16 protein-coding genes are annotated in these 18,263 nt (G+C 61.3%); 7 read left to right on the top strand and 9 right to left on the bottom strand.

The window, feature by feature from the left end:
* Positions 1-46: 46 nt before the first annotated feature.
* The 5 genes from LB564_RS22460 to LB564_RS22440 form a co-directional block, all read right to left on the bottom strand.
* Positions 47-883, bottom strand: a complete 837-nt coding sequence (locus tag LB564_RS22460; RefSeq protein WP_224541054.1) for a DMT family transporter — start codon at positions 881-883, stop codon at positions 47-49.
* Positions 880-1,461 carry a TetR/AcrR family transcriptional regulator gene (locus LB564_RS22455; RefSeq protein ID WP_224541053.1) on the bottom strand — a complete coding sequence of 194 codons (582 nt, stop codon included), beginning with the start codon at positions 1,459-1,461 and terminating at the stop codon, positions 880-882. The genes LB564_RS22460 and LB564_RS22455 overlap by 4 nt, the downstream gene beginning before the upstream one ends.
* A gap of 137 nt (positions 1,462-1,598) precedes the next feature.
* Positions 1,599-2,051, bottom strand: a complete 453-nt coding sequence (locus LB564_RS22450; protein WP_140710719.1) for a hypothetical protein — start codon at positions 2,049-2,051, stop codon at positions 1,599-1,601.
* A gap of 179 nt (positions 2,052-2,230) precedes the next feature.
* Complete coding sequence (locus tag LB564_RS22445) at positions 2,231-3,097, bottom strand: 23S rRNA (adenine(2030)-N(6))-methyltransferase RlmJ (protein WP_140710721.1); 867 nt, start codon at positions 3,095-3,097, stop codon at positions 2,231-2,233.
* Complete coding sequence (locus tag LB564_RS22440) at positions 3,094-3,705, bottom strand: hypothetical protein (protein ID WP_224541051.1); 612 nt, start codon at positions 3,703-3,705, stop codon at positions 3,094-3,096. The genes LB564_RS22445 and LB564_RS22440 overlap by 4 nt, the downstream gene beginning before the upstream one ends.
* Positions 3,706-5,012: 1,307 nt before the next feature.
* On the opposite strand from LB564_RS22440, the gene LB564_RS22435 reads away from it, so the two are divergent.
* Positions 5,013-6,059: a UDP-glucuronic acid decarboxylase family protein gene (locus tag LB564_RS22435; protein WP_224541049.1), complete on the top strand. Its 1,047-nt coding sequence runs from the start codon at positions 5,013-5,015 to the stop codon at positions 6,057-6,059.
* On the top strand, positions 6,056-7,087 hold the full coding sequence (gene galE, locus LB564_RS22430; RefSeq protein ID WP_224541047.1) for a UDP-glucose 4-epimerase GalE: 1,032 nt from the start codon (positions 6,056-6,058) through the stop codon (positions 7,085-7,087). The genes LB564_RS22435 and galE overlap by 4 nt, the downstream gene beginning before the upstream one ends.
* An 807-nt stretch (positions 7,088-7,894) precedes the next feature.
* On the opposite strand, the gene LB564_RS22425 is transcribed toward galE, so the two are convergent.
* Entirely contained in the window at positions 7,895-8,521 is a 627-nt protein-coding gene (locus tag LB564_RS22425; protein ID WP_224541045.1) for a DUF995 domain-containing protein, read from the bottom strand.
* A gap of 190 nt (positions 8,522-8,711) precedes the next feature.
* On the opposite strand from LB564_RS22425, the gene LB564_RS22420 reads away from it, so the two are divergent.
* The 3 genes from LB564_RS22420 (at position 8,712) to LB564_RS22410 (ending at position 12,491) form a co-directional block, all read left to right on the top strand.
* Positions 8,712-10,340, top strand: coding sequence for an ArnT family glycosyltransferase (locus LB564_RS22420; RefSeq protein WP_140710733.1), 1,629 nt, complete (start codon positions 8,712-8,714; stop codon positions 10,338-10,340).
* Positions 10,341-10,518: 178 nt separating this feature from the next.
* Entirely contained in the window at positions 10,519-11,445 is a 927-nt protein-coding gene (locus LB564_RS22415) for a lysylphosphatidylglycerol synthase domain-containing protein (RefSeq protein ID WP_224541043.1), read from the top strand.
* A 44-nt stretch (positions 11,446-11,489) separates the two neighbouring features.
* Positions 11,490-12,491: a glycosyltransferase family 2 protein gene (locus LB564_RS22410; RefSeq protein ID WP_224541293.1), complete on the top strand. Its 1,002-nt coding sequence runs from the start codon at positions 11,490-11,492 to the stop codon at positions 12,489-12,491.
* Between the two features lie 210 nt (positions 12,492-12,701).
* On the opposite strand, the gene LB564_RS22405 is transcribed toward LB564_RS22410, so the two are convergent.
* A complete protein-coding gene (locus LB564_RS22405) occupies positions 12,702-13,118 on the bottom strand; it encodes a hypothetical protein (protein WP_224541041.1) in 417 nt (138 codons plus the stop codon).
* Between the two features lie 372 nt (positions 13,119-13,490).
* Positions 13,491-15,371: a glycosyltransferase gene (locus LB564_RS22400; RefSeq protein WP_224541039.1), complete on the bottom strand. Its 1,881-nt coding sequence runs from the start codon at positions 15,369-15,371 to the stop codon at positions 13,491-13,493.
* A 608-nt stretch (positions 15,372-15,979) separates the two neighbouring features.
* Here LB564_RS22400 and LB564_RS22395 point away from each other — a divergent pair.
* Together LB564_RS22395 and LB564_RS22390 are read left to right on the top strand one after the other, a co-directional pair.
* A complete protein-coding gene (locus LB564_RS22395) occupies positions 15,980-16,903 on the top strand; it encodes a glycoside hydrolase family 26 protein (protein ID WP_224541038.1) in 924 nt (307 codons plus the stop codon).
* Positions 16,904-17,035: 132 nt separating this feature from the next.
* Positions 17,036-17,554, top strand: a complete 519-nt coding sequence (locus LB564_RS22390) for a DUF995 domain-containing protein (protein WP_224541036.1) — start codon at positions 17,036-17,038, stop codon at positions 17,552-17,554.
* Positions 17,555-17,809: 255 nt separating this feature from the next.
* On the opposite strand, the gene LB564_RS22385 is transcribed toward LB564_RS22390, so the two are convergent.
* Positions 17,810-18,259: a DNA polymerase III subunit chi gene (locus LB564_RS22385; RefSeq protein WP_224541034.1), complete on the bottom strand. Its 450-nt coding sequence runs from the start codon at positions 18,257-18,259 to the stop codon at positions 17,810-17,812.
* Between the last annotated feature and the right edge of the window lie 4 nt (positions 18,260-18,263).

Raw genomic sequence — 18,263 nt, 5'->3', positions numbered from 1 at the left:
GGATCGACAATTGTCACTGACGACACCGACCGGGTGTACGTTATCGTCACGACTGATAGCCGAGACAAATGGCGCCGAGCGCGACGACGGCGCAGGCGCCGACCCGCCGAGGGGTCAGCGTTTCGCCGAGAAACATCCGGCCGATGAAGGCCGCGAAGACGACGCTGGTCTCGCGGATCGCGGTGATCGGACCGGCAGGCCCGAGCGCGAAGGCCGCCACCACGACGCCATAGGCCAGAAGTGCGAACAGGCCGCCGCCCAGTGCCTTCCAGGTTTCCGGTGCCCGCATGTCGACGGCGAGCCTGCCGCGAAAGGCGACGAAGGTCGCCGGCAGCAATGCGCCGTAGGCCAGCAGGACCCAGGCGGTGTAGGCGCCGACATTGCCCGCGGCGCGAACGCCGATCGCGTCGACCATCGCATAGGAGGCGATGATTGCCCCCGTTGCCAGCGCATAGAGGATCGATGTCGTGGAGGCTCTTCCTCGCCCGAGCGAAAGAGCCATGATGCCGCCGCCGACCAAGGCAACGCCCACGGTCTCAGGAGCGGTGAGATGCTGGCCGGTCAGCAGGAACCCGCCGAGCGTGACGAGCAGCGGCACGCTGCCGCGAACGATCGGATAGACCTGTCCCAGTTCGCCATATCGGTAGGCGGCCACCAGGAACACGCTGTAGCCGACCTGGAGGCAGGCCGAGAGCCCGACATAGGGCCAGGCGGCCGTCGCTGGAAGACCGTTAAGGATTGCCAGGGGAATGGCAAGCGCGGTGCTGGAGAAGCTCATGACGGTGACGGTCCACAACCTGTCGGCGCCCGTTCGCAGGAAGGCGTTCCAGCTTGCGTGAAGGATCGCCGCGAACAGCGCCAGCCCTATGACCAGCGGGCTCATTGCGGCCTGCGCGAGGCCGCGATGATGTCCAGGGCGGCCTTGCGGGCTTCGCGGATGGCGGCATCCCCCTGCCCCATATGCGCCATCAGGGTCGCGCCTTCGATCAGCATCAGGAGGGTCGATGCCGCGCTCTCGGCCCGCCCGCGCGGCATCACCTGCGCGAGGATCGACCGCATGCGCTGCCTGAGGCCATTCTTCTGCCTGGCGACGGCCTTGAACACCGGATGCTGGGGATCGCCGAACTCGGCCAAGGCGTGGGCAAACAGGCAGCCATGAAAATCCGGCCTGCGGAACCAGCGGCCATGCCAGTCGAAAATCTTCGCGATTTTCTGCTCCGGCGTGATGCCCTCCTGGGCGAGCTGGTCGAGCTGGTCGTCAAAACGCCTGGCGCGATAGTCCAGCACCTCGACGATCAGCTCGTCCTTGCTGGGGAAATGGCGATACATCGTCATCTTGGCCACGTCGGCCTCGGCGATTATCCGGTCGATGCCGGTGGCATGGAAGCCGGCGCGCTTGAACAGCGCATAGGCCGTTTCGACGACATGCTGGCGTTTGTCGGAGAGAGGCGACGGTGTCATGGCGGCTACCAAGTGATGAGACAGGTCTGTCTCATCACAGTGTAGCGGAACGCGCCTTCTGTCAACACAGGACATCAAAGCGCCTGCGACCCTTTCAGGTAGCAGGCGCGAAAAAGATCGGGAAGGAAGAGACGCGTTCAGCGCAGGACGCGGCAGCGGCCGTTATAGACCATCCAGCGATCGAAGCCCGAGACGCAGAACTCGACATTGTCGCCGATCGAGGCAAAGCCCTGGCCCTCCTCGATCAGATAGAAGATCGACCGGTCCCGGCCATCCGACAGGCTGACGGTTGCGCGGCAATAGTGACGGCCGATCGGCCACTCCTCGCTCGCCTGCTCATAGCGGTGCTGGCGAATGTCGCGAAAATCGGTGATGGCGACGTCGGGTAGATGCGGCACGTGGTGCACCTGATAGGAGAACCGATGCGTGATCTTGTTCAGAACCCATGACTCGCCACAGACGCTGCCGTCGTCCTCGGTATAGACGCCGAGGTCAGCCGCATGGACCGCCTGGGTGATACCGAGAGGCGCGGCAAGGGGGGTGCAGAGCGAAATCAGGGCAGCAAGTGCGGATTTGGCGAAGCGAGTCATGACAGCCTCTCAAGGTCGGTTGCGCGCACTGTGCGGATTCGCTTGGCGTCGGTCAAGCGGTTGCGCGGACAATGGTTTCCAGAAACCAGCGCCGGACGAATGCCGTAAGCAGCAATGCGCCGATAGCCGCGAAGTTCCCCGGCATGCGGCTCCTGCTGGGCGCGCGGCAATCGCGGCGGCTATCCCGGCGGCGTGATCTCCTCGCCGGCCAGCCATTCCAACGACCAGTGCGCCGGTTTTCCCAGGGCAAGCAATCGGTGCAATGCCGGCAATACGGTTCGCAACTCGCTTTCCAGAGTGAAGGGCGGATTGACCACCACCATGCCGGTGCCATCGAGGCTGGGTTCCGACGAGGTTGGCTTGATCTCGAATTCTATGTCGAGGATTTTCGGGATGCCGGATTGCTTCAGCGCTTTCCGGAAGGCGATGACCGCCTTGCGATCCTTGACCGGATACCACAGCGCGTAAATGCCGCCGGGCCAGCGCCGGTGCGCCCTCACCAGTCCGTCGACGAGGCGGCCGAACTCACCCTCTTCCTCGAAGGGTGGATCGATGAGCACCAGGCCGCGCTTTTCCTTCGGCGGCAGATGCGCTCCGAGCGCAAGCCAGCCGTCAAGTTCCATCACTCTGGTCTGGAAATCGTCGGCGAATTCCGCTTTCAGCCTGGCGGCGTCTTTCGGATGCAGTTCGATCGCCGACAGCCGGTCCTGCTTGCGCAGGAGATGGCGCGCGAGCAGCGGCGAGCCCGGATACTTCTTCACGCCGCCCGCGGGATTGAGCGAGCGCACCGCCTCCAGATAAGGCGCCAGCAGCGCTGCCGCCTTCGCGTCGAACGCGGCATCGATCAGCCGGCCGATGCCGCCTTGCCACTCGCCGGTCTTTTGGGCTTCGAGCGACGACAGATCGTAGCGGCCAATGCCGGCATGGGTGTCGACGACGCGAAACGCCTTGTCCTTCTGCTTGAGATATTCGAGCAGGCGCGTCAGCACGACATGCTTGACGACATCGGCGAAATTTCCGGCGTGGTAGGCGTGGCGGTAGTTCACTTGGGTCCCCTGCCCCAGCGTGGCGGTGGCGGCTGCGAGTTTGGATTTTCCGGCCGACCGCCACCAGAACGCAAGGACAGCAGGAAACCGATCAAGCCGACCGCCATCAGCGAGAAGCCTATCGGCCGCGCGCGGCTGTCGATCTCACCGACGCCGGATCGCAAGACAAGGTCGACCGCCAGCATCGGTATGTCCTCGGCATCGCCCGGACCGACGGTGAAGACGTAAGCGCCAGGGCTAACGGTGGCGATCAGGCCCGCCTCGTCGCGAAAGATCTTGTCGGGCAGTTGTGGGCTGGCCTGGCGCGGATTGTCCACATGGTTGAACCGCAGCGTCGAGGCAAGCACCGTGCGGCCGTTGGTGGCGGCGGTCAACGTCAACACCGTGCGCTGCTGCGAAACGATGCGTTCAGCCCTCGCGGTCAGGTCGACCAGCACCCGCACAGGCGCATCGCGACCTTTGAGCGATACGGTAAGCGGCCTGAACCGGCCCTGCTCGTAGACCCGCCAGGTGCCGATTTCACGGCCGGAAAAATTGCTCATCGCCCAGGGGTAGATGAGACCGACGCCGGTGCCAGCCAACAGGATCAGGACGAAGAGAAAGCGCATTCAGGCGGTCACCTTGCAATCAAACCTTGCCGGACGGCTGGCTTGTACCGGCACCGTCGCGCAAGCGTTCCGTTTCGTCCAGCACCATGTCGTTGCCGAGTTCGAAGGTCTTGCCGAAGCCAGGGCTGCCCAAGCTTCGCGAAACAATTTCCCAAAATCGGTCTGCCCGGTGCCTGGGTCGAGGTCAAGGCCAATGGCATGCAGGTCGATTTCGATACATTCAAGAAGGAAATGGGCGGGCAATAACATAGCCAAGCTGGCGCACCGCGTCAGGAGCGGGCTGCCGCAGGACACGGGGCGCCCGCCCCGCTTTGCGGTTGCCTGAACGAGATGGCCGCGGAGAAACGGGCCCTCTCGACCATTTTTCAGCCAGCGTACCAGTGCCACGTTCGTCCCGGATGCGTGATCGCGCAATAGACAGCGCTCTGCCATATCCTCAAATACCGTTGCCAAGACAGCCGGCATTCCACTATGAATTGGATACGCCTGTTCTTCAGGCGAAAAAACGAATGTTGTCGCGTACCTCAGGCGAATGAGGCGTCTCGAATGCAAAAAACTTCCGATCCGTCCAACATAAAGGAATCGGAGTTAAAACGCATTCCCGATGGCCGATTTTCTCTTCTGATTTTGACTCTTTGTCTGCTTTTCTCCACTGCTGGATGCGACGTGGAGTCCCTCCATAAAGCGATACTGGCAAAGTATTCACAGCCAGATGTTTATATCTGCAGCCCGAGCGGATTTGGGCAACAATCTCATTGCAACCTAAAGATTTGACATCCTGCTGAAACGGTCTTCATCGGATGGTTTTCCGGATCCGCACCCCCGCGTCTCGCGCGGGCACTCCTCGACATTCCTCACTATCAAGCTTTCGATCGCCCCGGGGAATAACGCGGAGCGGTTCGTGTCGGGGTCGAGCCCAATACGCTGATTCAAAATGAGGAACCGCCGCCACAGCCAGGCGCGTGCGCGCCGACCCATGATTAACCACTGGCAAACACATTTGGTTAAGGAATTGCTAATTTAGTTGACTGGAATTCCTATAGGTATATTTTCAGTTCGTTGGGATGTGCAATTTGGGCGAGCAATCGGCGATGATGGCACCAAGCGCGTGATCGCGATCTCGGGGCGCATGGACTGCTGAACGGCAGCAATAAGCCGAGCGGTGGTGGCCCCGTACACTCAGAGAATGACAAGCGCATATCAATGATGGCGATCCGCGGACGCGGAGGATTGCCGCGTTCAAGAACGTGGCCGGGCAGTGCGTTGCCTCGGCCCTGGGTAGCGTGTGCGGTGCGTAGGAGGAATGCATGAGTAAGGTGATAAAGGTTCTGAAACTTGGTTCCAGAAGCGATCAGAGGGGCAACGGCAAGAGCCACGACCGAGGCCGCGCCCTGGTCGCCGGGGGCGCCGGTTTCCTGGGATCGCACCTGTGCGAACGTCTTTTGCAGGAGGGATACGACGTCGTCGCGGTCGACAATTTCCATACCGGCAAAAGATACAATCTCAATGCGCTGCTGCGCGATCCTAGATTCAGCTGCATCGAGCACGATATCGTCGAGCCATTGCCCTTGGACCTTCGGGTCGACGAGATCTACAATCTCGCCTGCCCGGCTTCTCCGCCACATTACCAGGCAGATCCGATCCACACCTTCAAGACGAGCGTGCTTGGCGCGCTGAACCTGTTGGAACTCGCGCGCCGCAACAATGCCAAGATATTCCAGGCCTCGACTTCCGAGGTCTATGGCGATCCCTTCGTACACCCCCAGCCCGAAAGCTATTTCGGCAATGTAAACACGCACGGACCGCGCTCCTGCTACGATGAAGGCAAACGTTCGGCCGAAACCCTGTTCTTCGACTATTCGAGGACATATGGCCTCGATATCCGCGTGGCCCGCATCTTCAACACTTACGGCCGCCGCATGCAGCCCGACGACGGGCGCGTCGTCTCGAACTTCATCGTCCAGGCCTTGCGTGGCCAAGACCTGACCGTCTTCGGCAGCGGCCTGCAGACCCGCTCCTTCTGCTACGCCGACGACCTGATCGAGGGGTTCATGCGGCTGATGAACGCGCCGTGTGCTCCCGCCCACCCGGTCAACCTTGGCAATCCCGGTGAATTCACCATCATGGAACTCGCGACGCTGGTCATCGGCTACACCAATTCCAGATCGAAGATCGTGCATCGGCCACTGCCGATCGACGATCCCAGGCAGCGCAAACCCGACATTTCCTTCGCCAAGAACAATCTCGGCTGGGAGCCGAGGATCAATCTGGCCCAGGGGCTGACGCATACCGTCGACTATTTCGACGCCCTGCTCTTCGGAAGCCGGATGGCAAAGGGCGCCGCGGCTTCATGACCGGGAAGGCGATCCTGGTGACGGGTGGGGCCGGTTTCATCGGCAGCCACACCTGCAAGCTGCTTGCCGGTGCCGGCTACCTGCCCGTGGCCTTCGACAATCTGTGCCGCGGCAACGAGAAGGCCGTCGCCTGGGGTCCGCTTGTCGTCGGCGATATCCGGGACCGTGACGCACTGCAGGCGGCGATGGCGACGTACCGGCCGAGCGCGGTCATCCACTTCGCGGCGCTGGCCTATGTCGGCGAGTCCGTTCAGCAGCCGGCGGAATACTATTCGAGCAATGTGACGGGCACCATCGCCGTGCTCGATGCGGCACGCACGCACGCCGTCGAAAACATCATTTTCTCCAGCAGCTGCGCAACCTACGGCGTGCCGGAAGCACTGCCGGTTCGCGAGAGTTCGTCGCAAAATCCGATCAGCCCTTACGGGCGTACCAAGCTGATGGGCGAACAGATCATCGGCGACTATGCCGCCGCCTACGGAATGAAGTTCGCCATCCTGCGCTACTTCAACGCCTGCGGGGCCGATCCCGACGGGGAACTCGGCGAGTGGCATTCGCCGGAAACGCACCTGGTTCCAAGGGTGCTGATGGCGGCGTCCGGCATCATCGATGAAATCGAGGTCTTCGGCACCGATTACGAGACTTCGGATGGCACTTGCGTGCGCGACTATATCCACGTCAGCGATCTGGCCCGCGCCCACCTGAAAGCGCTCCAACACCTCGAGCGCGGCGGACAAAGCCTGGCGGTCAACCTCGGCACCGGGCGAGGCGTATCCATCAAGGAGATCGTCCAGGCCGTCAGCCGGGTGACGTCGAGACCGGTGCCGGCCGTCTTCAGGACCCGGCGACCGGGGGATCCGGCCGAGCTCTATGCCGATCCCAGCAAGGCGCGAGCACATCTTGGCTTTGTGCCTGAGCTTTCCGACATCGACACGATCGTCAGGACGGCCGCCCCCTTCTTCGGGCTGCGGACGAGACCCGCGGCACAGCCGCCAAACAAGGCGGCAATAGCTGTCGCTGTCCGATAGATCAGAGAGATCGGGCGCGGCAACTGGCGCGCTGGCCAAAACCGCTTGGACCGCAGACCCAGGGCGAACCGCCCGGGAACGCACCACTTTCGCCGGAATTGAAAGCGACCTTCACGGGTCCCGCCATGCGCGGCGCCATCGGCGGTGGCGGTGCAAAGGCGTAAGTTCTTTCCGTGGTCTGTATGGTGCTTGTCATCAGCATCTCAGGCTCGATCCTGAGCGAACGCATGACGTATCCAGCCTGGACCGGCCGGACCGCCGGCTTGCTCCGGACCGGATGCACGACCGGTGCGATGAGGACGGAACCGGTCCTGGTCGCATCCATACCCTGACAGCCTGCGACCAGAGAGGTCATCGCAACCACAACAATAGATAGCGCTTTCTTGCTTGGGCGAAATGCGCCCCTTGAATCGTTCACCATGTGTCCCCTGCCTTTGAGTATAAGCCAGGGCGCGTTGCGACGCCTGCGTCGCTTCACGCCGTTTCAGTGACCACTCGCACATCACAGATTAATATTAGACATCACTAATTATTAAATTTCATGAAAGCCGTATGGTGGTGGACCCATCGTCTCGTCATTCTGTCAGAGAGAAGTGAACGCGACCAATCGGCGGTCGGTGCGCAGGCAATTCCAGCCGAACTGCTCCGCGCTTTATAAGCGATTCGCAAGGTTCTTCACAGGGCCGGCGAAAGCAGCCCACCTGAATCCGACACGCAGGACATGTCGTCACCGATGGCATGTCGGGAGGGCGTCAACGGAGACAGGAACGGCGCTTTCCGTCATGCCGTCGACCAGTCTGGCCAGCCCTAGTTCTTGGCATCGATCAACTTACGGGCCTCTTCGAACTGCGCGGCCTTGGTATTACCGGGTTCGAATTTTCGGTATTCGTCTGAAGGATCCTCGGGCGTTCGCTTGAAACTGTACCATTCCCCATCCGGATCCTTGCGCTGCTCGATGGCTCCATCCTTGATTTGGTGACTGTAGCAGGTGCGCTTCGGTTTGCCCTTGTAGCTCTTGGACCGCCAAGCGAGTTCGGTGCACATCTTGCCGTCTTCGGTCACCAGCCACCTGCCTTCGGCGACAGAGGCTGAATCCTGCCCCGACGTCCAGGCCTCGAGGCGTCGATTGTCCTTTGCGAAATAGGCCGCTCCATTTTTCCATATCCATGTGCGATCGGTATACAGAAGCTGCAGCTCATAGGCAGTTGGAACAATGGCGGGGGTTGCAACAATAGCGCTGTCCGCTTTTGCAGGCGCGCTGTCCTTGGCGGCCGCCGCGTGGGTCGCTTCCGCGAAGGCGGCCTGACCGCAGAAGGCCAGCAAAAACAGGAACGGCGCGAAACCTGCGAACCGGCGACGTTCGATGCGTCGCGGAAGGTCGACGCCATGCGGCGGCGACCTGGTCGGAGCTATCGGTACAATCGGCGTTGGCATGTCTGTGTGGTCCGGCAACGCTATCGGCGCGACAGCCTTGCAAACTATTTAACAGCCGCGGAAGCCGCGATGTCAACTTTCGCGACGCCGGCTGTCGCCAAAATTAAGGATTGCGTCATATACTCGCTCACCTTTGACAATCGTGCGCAAAAGCAACATCGGCAGACGTCAGAGAGGACGCGGGTTTCAAATGGGCGACAACCCGGATTTGAATCAGGCCTCGGTTCAGCAATACCTGCGGCAGCCGATCGATCGGGACCCGGCTGCTCGCAATGACCTGACCCTCAACACGGCGATCTTGCTGGGGATCCTGTTGATCGCGGTCCTGTTCCGGTTCCACAACATAACCTTGCCGCTGGTCGACGCCTTCAGCTGGCGCGAGACAAGCACGGCAATGATGGCCGACAATTTTCAACAACGCAGCTGGAATATCTTTTTCCCCGAGGTCAGCTGGACCGGGCCGGGGCCGAGTTATCAGGGCCGCGAGTTTCAGATCGTCAGCTATCTGACCGCCCTGCTCTACCAACTCTTCGGCTGGCACGACTGGTTTGGCCGCATGGTTGCGGCCTTCTTCGGCCTGGTGACGGTGTTTTCGCTGCACAGGTTGACGGCGCTATGCTGGGGCGAAACGCATGCCCACGCCGCGGCGCTCGCCTACGCGCTGATGCCGGCAGCGATCATGATCGACAGCTCGTTCCTGCCCGATCCGTCGATGCTGGCGCTGGTGACGACGGGCGTCTGGCTGTTCGCCAAATACTGGGCGGGCGGCAACCGACGGCTTTTGCCTTTCGCCGCCATCAGCTTCACCCTTGGCGCGCTGGCAAAGCCGCCGGGCGTGGCGGCCGGCGCCGTCATCTTCTACCTCATGGTCTGCTGGATTGTGATGAAGAGGCGACGGCAGGCGACCGAGGTCTTCCTGTGGGGGCTTTTCAGCCTGGCCATCATCGGCGCCTATTTCAGCTGGGCCATCTATCTCGGCCGCAACTATCCACCCTATCACGTGGCGGGCTCCGGCTATATCTGGGATTCCGGATTGTGGGCGTTCGTCCAGGATGGCTTCTACTTCAAATCCGTGTGGAACACCTCGGTCTGGTGGTTCTACGGCTATCCGTTCATGGCGCTGATCGCGGTCGGTTTCTGGATACCGCCTGGTCCGGCCGAAGACCCGACGCAACGCACCCTTTCGGCCATTCCCTATATTTGGCTGGGTGCGGCCGCGATCGTCTACCTGGCGGCGGCGCGCGAGATCACCAGCAATCCCTGGAACTTCCACATCTTCCATGTGCCGTTCGCGATGTTTTGCGGCCGCGGCGCGCTGCTTCTGGCCAGTTTTGCATCGGGCACGGTCCGGTCGCCGACGGTTGTGCTGCGCTCGATCTGCATCGTTGCCGTGACGCTCGTTTGGTCGACCTTCCCTCTCTTGAGGACAATGAAGGCGCCGGTCGCGATGAACGGCAAGCTGCTCGGCGAGGAGTTGGCCCGCCTGGCGCAACCGGGCGACCTGGTCGTCGCCATCGCCCCCGCGGTCGGCGATCCCGTCGCCGTCTACTACAGCAGGGCACGCGGCTGGGTGTTCCCGCCTGGCGGAGGCGATGTCGAATGGTCGAAATTCGTCGCGGACGACACCACCGCGATCGCCCAGCTCGAGGAGTTGCGCGCTCAAGGCGCGGATCTGTTCGGCACGACCAAGAACGCTGCCGACAAACAGGACCAGTTGTTCATCGAGCATCATGACGGCGTCGTCGACTATCTGGACAAGACCGGAACCAAGCTTGTGGATTCGGATGCCTTGCTGGTCTATAGGATCACCCGTCCATGAGAGCCGCGACAGCCGTGGGCCTCGACGGAATGGTCCCGACGGTTCAGCGGCCCGCATCCGCCCCGCGGAAGGCCGGCAAGACGGTGGGCCAGGCGAACCGACCAGGATGACGCCTTGGATGTTTGCTCGCCACTATGCCGACGCTGGAACTCGGCGGTGAAAACCGGCGGAGAATTGGTTGAAAAGAGCAATCTCGATAATCGTGACGCTGGCCCTGCTGGCCTGGCTGGCCAGCGACTCGCGCTGGCGGATGGTCGGCGACGCCTTCGACCGCATCACGCCCGGCACGTTCGCGGTGGCGACGATCGCCTTTTTCGTCACCTATGTCTTGCGTGCGTTGCGCGTCTGCGATGAGTTTCGCGACGAGGTCAATGGCCGTTTCGGCGCCTGCCTGCGCGTCATTCTGATCCACAATGCGATGATCAACGTCGTTCCCTTCCGGGGCGGCGAGACGGCCTTTCCCCTGCTCCTGCGCCAGGTCTTCGGCGTGCCGATCATGCGCGCCAGCGCCTCGCTGCTGTGGTTCAGGCTGCAGGACGCTTTTGTCGTCGGCGTACTGGCCCTGGCGGTGTGGCCGGGCCTGCATACGGCGATAAGGATTGCTGGCATCGCCGCGCTGATCGCTGCCGCCTGGTATCTGCCGCGCTGGGCGCGCGCGCCGCATGGCTGGGCCGGGCGCGGCAGGATCGTGGCGAAGCTCGGCCTGTTCCGCGACACCTTCACCGAGGCGACCGGACGCTCGCGCTACGGCTGGTGGTGGACGATCGCCAACTGGTCGCTGAAGCTCGCCGTGCAGGGATGGCTGCTGGCCCTGATACTGGGAACATCCTTCACGACGGCCTTTCCAGGCGTCGTCGGGGCGGAGGGCGCCGCAATATTGCCGGTGCAAGGCGTCGCCGGCTTCGGCACTTACGAAGCGGGAGCGGCAGCGGCGCTGCTCACCTCCGGAATCGCGATGAAAAGCGGCCTGCAGGCGGCACTGGCGCTACACCTGTTCATCTTCTGCTCGGCTATCGCCACCGGCGCCATAGCCTGGCTGTTTCCCTCGAAATCGACGCTGCCGGGCAATCCGGCCGTCGGACCTGCTAGAAAGCCATCCCAATGAACATATTGCCCATCCCTGCTTCGGGACTGCCCGATGGCGCGGTGATGCCCGACCATACACTGTCCATTGTCGTGCCGATGTACAACGAGGCCGAAAACGTCGAGCCGCTGCTGACACGCATTCACCAGGCGATGGAACGCTACGAGCAGCCGTGGGAGGTCGTGCTGGTCGACGACGGCAGCACCGATGCGACGGTGAGCGAGATCAGGCGACTGGCGGCGCATTACGGCCCGCATGTCCATGCGGTGGAACTCGTGCGCAACTACAAGCAGACCGCGGCGATGCAGGCCGGCATCGACGCCGCGCGCGGCGACGTCATCGCCACGATCGACGGCGACCTGCAAAATGATCCCTTCGACATCCCGCGCATGGTCTACCGCCTGCTGAACGAGGATCTCGACCTGGTGGTGGGCTGGCGCAAGGATCGCCAGGAGGGGTTTTTTATGCGCCGGCTCCCCTCGCGAGTCGCCAACGCCTTGATCGCGCGCGTCACCGGCGTGCGCCTCAAGGACTATGGCTGCAGCCTCAAGGTCTATCGCGGCAGCGTCATTCGCAGCGTCAAGCTCTATGGCGAGATGCACCGCTTCATCCCGGCATGGCTGGCTACCGTGACGACCCCCAGACGCATCGCGCAGGAGGTTGTAACGCATCATGCCCGCATCCACGGCCAGTCCAAATACGGCATTTCGCGGACCTTCAGGGTCGTGCTCGATCTGGTGTTCATGTATTTCTTCATGCGCTATCGCACACGGCCCGGACACTTCTTCGGTGGCATCGGCATCGCGCTTGGGGCGCTGGGTTCGCTCATACTTGTCTATCTGCTTTGCCTGAAGCTGTTCTTCGCCCAAGACATCGGAACACGTCCGATGCTGTTCACCGGCTTCTTCCTGCTGATCGCCGGGGTGCAGATGGTGACGTCGGGCGTGCTGGCGGAAATGCTGGCCCGCGTCTATCACGAAGCGAACGGATCGTCGGCCTATGTCGCGCGGCCACGGCCGGCGCCCGGTGACAATGACGGCTGGCTTCGCCCGAGCCGATCTTCATGAGTTGATCGGAACGCGGTCAAGGGCAAGAGAGGCGCAACGCCGATGCGCCCACCTTTCTGAGTGGCAGCACCCGGTCAGGCTGCCGCCACTTCAGGTCTGATGTTCTAGCTAGAGCGGTTCAGCGTTTGATGGAATCGCCGAACCGCTCTAACTCTTTGTTTTTACGCAATTCCGGATGGAAAACCGTTACACACTTTTCCTGGAATTGCTCTAGTAGCGCGAACGGCAGCTGGCGCGCTGGCCGAAGCCGCTCGGACCGCAAATCCAGGGCGAATGACCCAGGAACGGACCACCGTTGCCCAGGTTGTAGGAAACCTTCACCGGTGCCGGCCTGCCGACCCGCTGCGGCCGCACGAAGGCCGCGTAGGCCTCCTCCCTGGTGCGCGTCACGACGCTCATCTGTGTGAGCGGTTTGCGGTAGAGAACCTTCGTCTTGACGTGACGGACGTTCCTGACGTGATGTGTCATTTTGCCGAACCCATGGTCGATGGTCCGCCCGTTGATCGAGCCGGTCCTGGTCGTATCCATGGTCTGGCAGCCGGACACCATCGAGACCAGCACAATGGCAGCAACAGCACCGGCATATTTTCTGCCTTTGTTGGCCAGACTTTCCGTAACCTTGTTCATCGACGGCTCCCAACTTAAACATAACTCGGCTGCGTGCGGATGATATACTTTATAGTCGGCTTTTCCCGCACCTTTTGAATGACCATTTTCACTCAAGCCGTACCCGTATATTAGAATGAACTTATTAAAATTCGTGCAAACAGCATAATGAACACAGTCTTTCACTGTTCGCTCGGATGCGATGAAAATTCAGCTGATCGGACCGGGGCTTGGCCGGGGGAGTCTTGGCAGGGGGAGCCTTGGCTGGGGGAGTCTTGGCCGGGGGAGTCTTGCCATGTGATGCCCGGCAAAAGCTCCGCGCCGGTGGCAATAACTGCGACCGGCGCTCAGGCAGGCAGAGTCGGAGGGGCCGTTGCCGGTTTTACGAGACGCTCAGCGCGGCGTTTCCCAAACCGGATCGAAGTAGAAGTTGCGGGTGCCTATTTTACCCATGCCGGCGCCTGAAACCGGGAAAGCCATCCTGACGAGATGGACGGAGCCGGCGCCCTGCTGCAGCCCGTAAATGCCCTCCAGGCCCCGGCCGTAGAAACCCGCCAGCGGAGCCGCCAATGCGACGCCGGCGAGCGAAGCCTGCAAGGCAAATTTGCCGATGCTCGGCCGCAGGGAAATCTTGTTCTCGGTGACGTGCTTGGCAATGATCACAATCGTCAGCAGGCCATAAAGAACCGCATTGAAGGCGGCGAACCAGTAAAAGCCCGTGGCGTTCTGCGGATTTTGTACAAGGAGAACGGGCAAGGACGCACCGATGGCAAGCACCACATAGGGGATGACGACACGAACCGGCAGGAGATGCTTCGGGCCGCTCCCCTTCGGCGTAACGCGAAAATCGACAAACGACTTGGTCAGATGGTCGCGGACGGCCGACAGGGTGCCCGCCAGCACCCATGGCCAGCGTGCGAAGAAATGAAACAGCATGCCTTCCCAGCTCAGGGCCTTGGCCGTTACCGGGCGTGAGAGCGCGAACGCCTTCAGCATCATCACCAGCACGATCGGCGTGATCGAACTCGGCGCGTAGTGGATAATGAAATCCAGATACATCACATTCGCGAAGTTCTGGCCGGAAACCAGCGCGTAGATCGGCATGAGATAGGTTGAGAGCGCGAGCAGTGCGAACAACGGGTACCAAAGCTGGCAGAAGAGGAACTGCAATCTCAATCGCAACCTCAGCCTGGAGAGATACATAGGCGAGTATTGGAGCAAGATGGTGGTCAGGCTCCTCGACCACTGGAATTCCTGCGTGACGAGATCGGCGAAAGTCTGCGGGCCGTCACCGTGCGCAATGGCGTCGATTGAATGCACACCGCGCCAGCCCGTCGCGTTGATCAGCATGGAGGTCGAGTGATCTTCGGCCAGTTCCGGGCCAAGCCCGCCCGCCTGCTTCAACGCAGCGGTGCGCACGGCATAGTGCGAGCCTATGCACAGCGGCGCTCCGACGCTGGTGTAGCCGGACTGCAGGAGTCCGTGCAGCATTCCCTCCACGAACAGTCGGCCGCGGGCCGACCAACTCTCGGCGGCATTGTTGTCGCAAATGCTCGGTGCCGAGACGTAGCCGACCGCAGGATCGGCGAAGGGCGCCAACATTTCGCGCAAATAGGTCCGCGTCGGCACGTGGTCGGCATCCATCTGGGCGACGAAGTCGTAGCGTTCATAGCCGTAGTGATCATAAAAGAAGGCGAGATTGCCTTCCTTGCAACGGGTCCGGCGCGGCCACGTCATGCGATGATAGTCCTCCCGGCCTCGCCGCGTCGAAATCTGGACGTTTCGCGCCTTGCACCAAGCGATCGTCTCCTGCGAAGGGTCTTCGTCGGCAAGCCAAGTGTCGTGAGGATAATCCTGCGCAAGCATCGCCTCGAGCGTGCGCGCCACCACGGAAAACGGTTCGGATGGCGCTTTCGTCACCACCATCGCCACCCTCGAACTCGCGGTGACGGTATAAAATTCGGACGGCTTTTTCGACACAAGCACGAACAACAGGAAATACATCGGCATCAGCGTCAGCCAAGCCAGCACCATCGTCGCGAAGACGTATGGTCCGATGTATTCGACATGCTCGGGCCGTAGCCACCAGGACCAGAAGAAAACCAGGGTGACAAACCAGAAAGCCAGCGCCACTCTCAAAACCCATTGCTGAGTGGCCGACAGAACGGGGACCAGAAAAGGGCCCTTCCGCGCCGCCTTGGCCAGAGCCGCCCGAGACCGGCGTGTCGGCCTGGTCTTATCGCTGATGGTTGCTACGTCCGCGGAAACACTCATACGCATCGCCAGTCTGAGCGTCAGCCGAACGACGGCTGACAACCTTTTACCCGGCTTCCAGAATCCGCTCACGCTCAATTAGAGTCAACTAAATTAAGCCTTTCTTAACTACAGGCCTTGAGAACTGGTTAACCAACGCCTTGGATCGCGGCACGAATCCGCGGCCTTTTGGGGGCCACCAGATCCTCAAAGGGCGAGCCGAAATTTTCCGTCGAGGACTTCACCGAGAGGGACTTGGGTCCCACGGATTGGCGAGGGGAAAGGGCAACGTTAACCATGTCGCGAGCGCCAAGGTTAACCGATCGTTAATTGTTCTTGACTCTTGGCCCCGTCCGGCTCTTAAATTAGCTAGGGATGATATATCGGAATGTTGACGCGAATTTGTGAGTATCGCGGCGAACTTTCTCTCTGAAGCTCCTCGGTGTTGGCGCCTTGAGAGATAATGGGTGGGCTCCTTACAAGGTTCGCGCACCCGCCTATGGTCGCTCCGAAATCCCGCAGATTCCGCCAATAGAGCCGATCGGTGTTGGATAGTCGTGTCGATCAGGCATCGATGCGCCGGGCGAGTCTTGGCTTCCGCGGGAAGTTGAGGCCATGGGAGATCAAGGATGAAACACTCCGCAGCAAATGCACTTGTGATCACGTTGGTTTTGGGCGCAAGCGCCGCATTCCCCACCGAGGGAGGCGCCGGCTCCGTCCCCGCGACGGATCCCGTTCAGACGAGCAGCGCCGCATCGGCATTCGGCTCCTACGATCCGTATGGCGATTTCACCAATGACAAGACCGCCAGCATCGAGGAATTGTTCCTGCCTTGGGAAGACGTCGATCTGTCGACGCTGCCCCTGGCCGACGCCTACGCCCTGCAGCGCAACCGCTCGCTGTTGATCACGATCGAGCCGTGGACCTGGTCGAAGGACTGGCGCATCACCCCGCCCGAACTGCGTGACGGCATATTGAGCGGCAGGTACGATGCCAATATGCAGGCGATCTGCGGCCTGGTGGGGCAGATGAAAAGCCCGGTGACCATTCGCTGGGCGCAGGAAATGGAAGACAAGAACGGCCGCTTCACCTGGGCCAACTGGGCTCCCAAGGACTGGATCTCCGCTTACAAGCGCGAAGTCGATCTCTGCCGCAAGGCGGCCCCCGCGGCCAAATACATGTGGTCGCCCAAAGGCGAGGAAGGCCTGGAAAAATACTACCCTGGTGACGACTATGTCGACGTGATCGGCCTGTCGGTGTTCGGCCTGCAGAAAAAGGACAATGACGAGGCCGGCCGCGACCGTACGTTCGAAGAGATGCTGAAACCCGGCTACGACCGCGTCGCGGTTTTCAACAAGCCCATCGTGGTGGCGGAACTCGGCTATGTCGGCAAGCAGGACTATGTTTCGAAGTGGCAGGACGATTCCCGCAAGTCCTATGCGGAGTTCCCGGCGCTGACGTCGGTTGTCTACTTCAACCAGAAGGAAGTGTGGCCGTGGCTGGGGGGCTATGGTCTGCCCGATTGGAGGGTGACCCAGCACGTCCTGCCGTAGACGCATCGTTGCGATGCGTCCCGACACGAACGGGATGGATCTCCATCTTTCTTGTTTGATTGGCATCATGCCGGAGCGGTGTTTCGGTATGATGGTTGAGGCGTGGCGTGAATCAGTCTGTGGAGTAGTTCCGTGAAACGAGTGCTGGGTAATTGTCTCGGAGCGGCATTCGCCTGCTCCGTTCTTGTTCTTGCCTTACAGGTCCCTGCGACAGCCAAGACTGCGGCCAAAATCGCCGAGCAGGCGCAAAAGAGCGCCGTGGTGCCCGACGAAGGCGTCTACCAGATCTATCGGAACCGTTCGTGGATGTGGGGCAATCACGGGGCCGCGTACTTTGCCGTCAGGCAGCGGCAATTCAACGCCTGGTCGACGGAAAAGGGCCAGCCGAGCTATGGCGAGGGGATATGGTTCATCCCCGGCGGCGGTAAGTTGTGCTACCGCGCGAAATGGCACGGCTCCTGGGGCGTGAAAGGCTCCATGACCTGCTTCGAGCATCGCCAGACCGGCAAGGCGATCTACAAGCGCAAATCGCCCGACGGCGAATGGTACGTTTTCAGGAGCCAGCATCGGAACCGGTCGGACGAGTCGTCGAAATTGAAGTACGGCGACTACGTCACCAGGAAACAGAACCGGATCAAGGCAAGGCTCTAGCTAGAGCAATTCCAGGAAAAGTGTGTAACGGTTTTCCGTCCGGAATCGCGTGAAAACAAAGAGTTAGAGCGGGTCGGCGATTCTATCAAACGCTGAACCGCTCTAGAACCGTCACCCGCGACAGTCGCCGGGCTGGAGATGTTCATCGTTTCAGGGAAACGCCGAACGGCTCCGGTCCTTCGCTCTTGCGCAATTCCCACGGAGAGCGCCACGCGCTTTTTCCCGAGATAGGCGCACACTTTTCCCGGAATAGCTCTACGCCTTGCGCTCCCACCGGCGGTCAGAGTTCTGCTGCCAGTAGGTCACCGCGTGGCCAGCGTCCTTCATCGTCTTCCAATGCGCCCGGGCCATCTCGACCTGTGCCGCGTCATGGCCGTCGAACAGGAACACCGCACGCTCGTAGCCGGCAAGGTCGGGCGGCGCCGCGCCGTCGACCAGGAACCTGATCTTGGCTTCGTTGGGATTGCCGTCACCCGTGGTCAACAGGATTGGCTGTTCGCCGGGATATGCCTCGCGATCGGTCGCATGCGCCAGGAAGGAATCATCGCGAAAGGTCCACAGATGCTGGTCGAGCGCGTCGCGCCGCTCCTCGGTGCCGGTTTGCACCACGGCGCGCCAGCCGCGATCCACGCTGCGCTCGAGCAGGCCCGGCAGCGCATCCTCCAGCGTCGATTCAGTCAGATGGTAGAACAGCACATCGGCCATGGAT

Origin of the sequence: Mesorhizobium sp. ES1-6 (genome assembly GCF_020164775.1) — a bacterium.
GTDB lineage: Bacteria > Pseudomonadota > Alphaproteobacteria > Rhizobiales > Rhizobiaceae > Mesorhizobium.
This window is presented reverse-complemented; position numbering and strand designations above follow the sequence as displayed.

What these genes read in the sequence shown, in the direction of transcription:
- LB564_RS22460 (WP_224541054.1), bottom strand. Translation starts at nt 883, where the DNA reads ATGAGCCCGCTGGTCATAGGGCTGGCGCTGTTCGCGGCGATCCTTCAC.
- LB564_RS22455 (WP_224541053.1), bottom strand. Translation starts at nt 1,461, where the DNA reads ATGACACCGTCGCCTCTCTCCGACAAACGCCAGCATGTCGTCGAAACG.
- LB564_RS22450 (WP_140710719.1), bottom strand. Translation starts at nt 2,051, where the DNA reads ATGACTCGCTTCGCCAAATCCGCACTTGCTGCCCTGATTTCGCTCTGC.
- LB564_RS22440 (WP_224541051.1), bottom strand. Translation starts at nt 3,705, where the DNA reads ATGCGCTTTCTCTTCGTCCTGATCCTGTTGGCTGGCACCGGCGTCGGT.
- LB564_RS22435 (WP_224541049.1), top strand. Translation starts at nt 5,013, where the DNA reads ATGAGTAAGGTGATAAAGGTTCTGAAACTTGGTTCCAGAAGCGATCAG.
- galE (WP_224541047.1), top strand. Translation starts at nt 6,056, where the DNA reads ATGACCGGGAAGGCGATCCTGGTGACGGGTGGGGCCGGTTTCATCGGC.
- LB564_RS22425 (WP_224541045.1), bottom strand. Translation starts at nt 8,521, where the DNA reads ATGCCAACGCCGATTGTACCGATAGCTCCGACCAGGTCGCCGCCGCAT.
- LB564_RS22420 (WP_140710733.1), top strand. Translation starts at nt 8,712, where the DNA reads ATGGGCGACAACCCGGATTTGAATCAGGCCTCGGTTCAGCAATACCTG.
- LB564_RS22410 (WP_224541293.1), top strand. Translation starts at nt 11,490, where the DNA reads ATGCCCGACCATACACTGTCCATTGTCGTGCCGATGTACAACGAGGCC.
- LB564_RS22405 (WP_224541041.1), bottom strand. Translation starts at nt 13,118, where the DNA reads ATGAACAAGGTTACGGAAAGTCTGGCCAACAAAGGCAGAAAATATGCC.
- LB564_RS22400 (WP_224541039.1), bottom strand. Translation starts at nt 15,371, where the DNA reads ATGAGTGTTTCCGCGGACGTAGCAACCATCAGCGATAAGACCAGGCCG.
- LB564_RS22395 (WP_224541038.1), top strand. Translation starts at nt 15,980, where the DNA reads ATGAAACACTCCGCAGCAAATGCACTTGTGATCACGTTGGTTTTGGGC.
- LB564_RS22385 (WP_224541034.1), bottom strand. Translation starts at nt 18,259, where the DNA reads ATGGCCGATGTGCTGTTCTACCATCTGACTGAATCGACGCTGGAGGAT.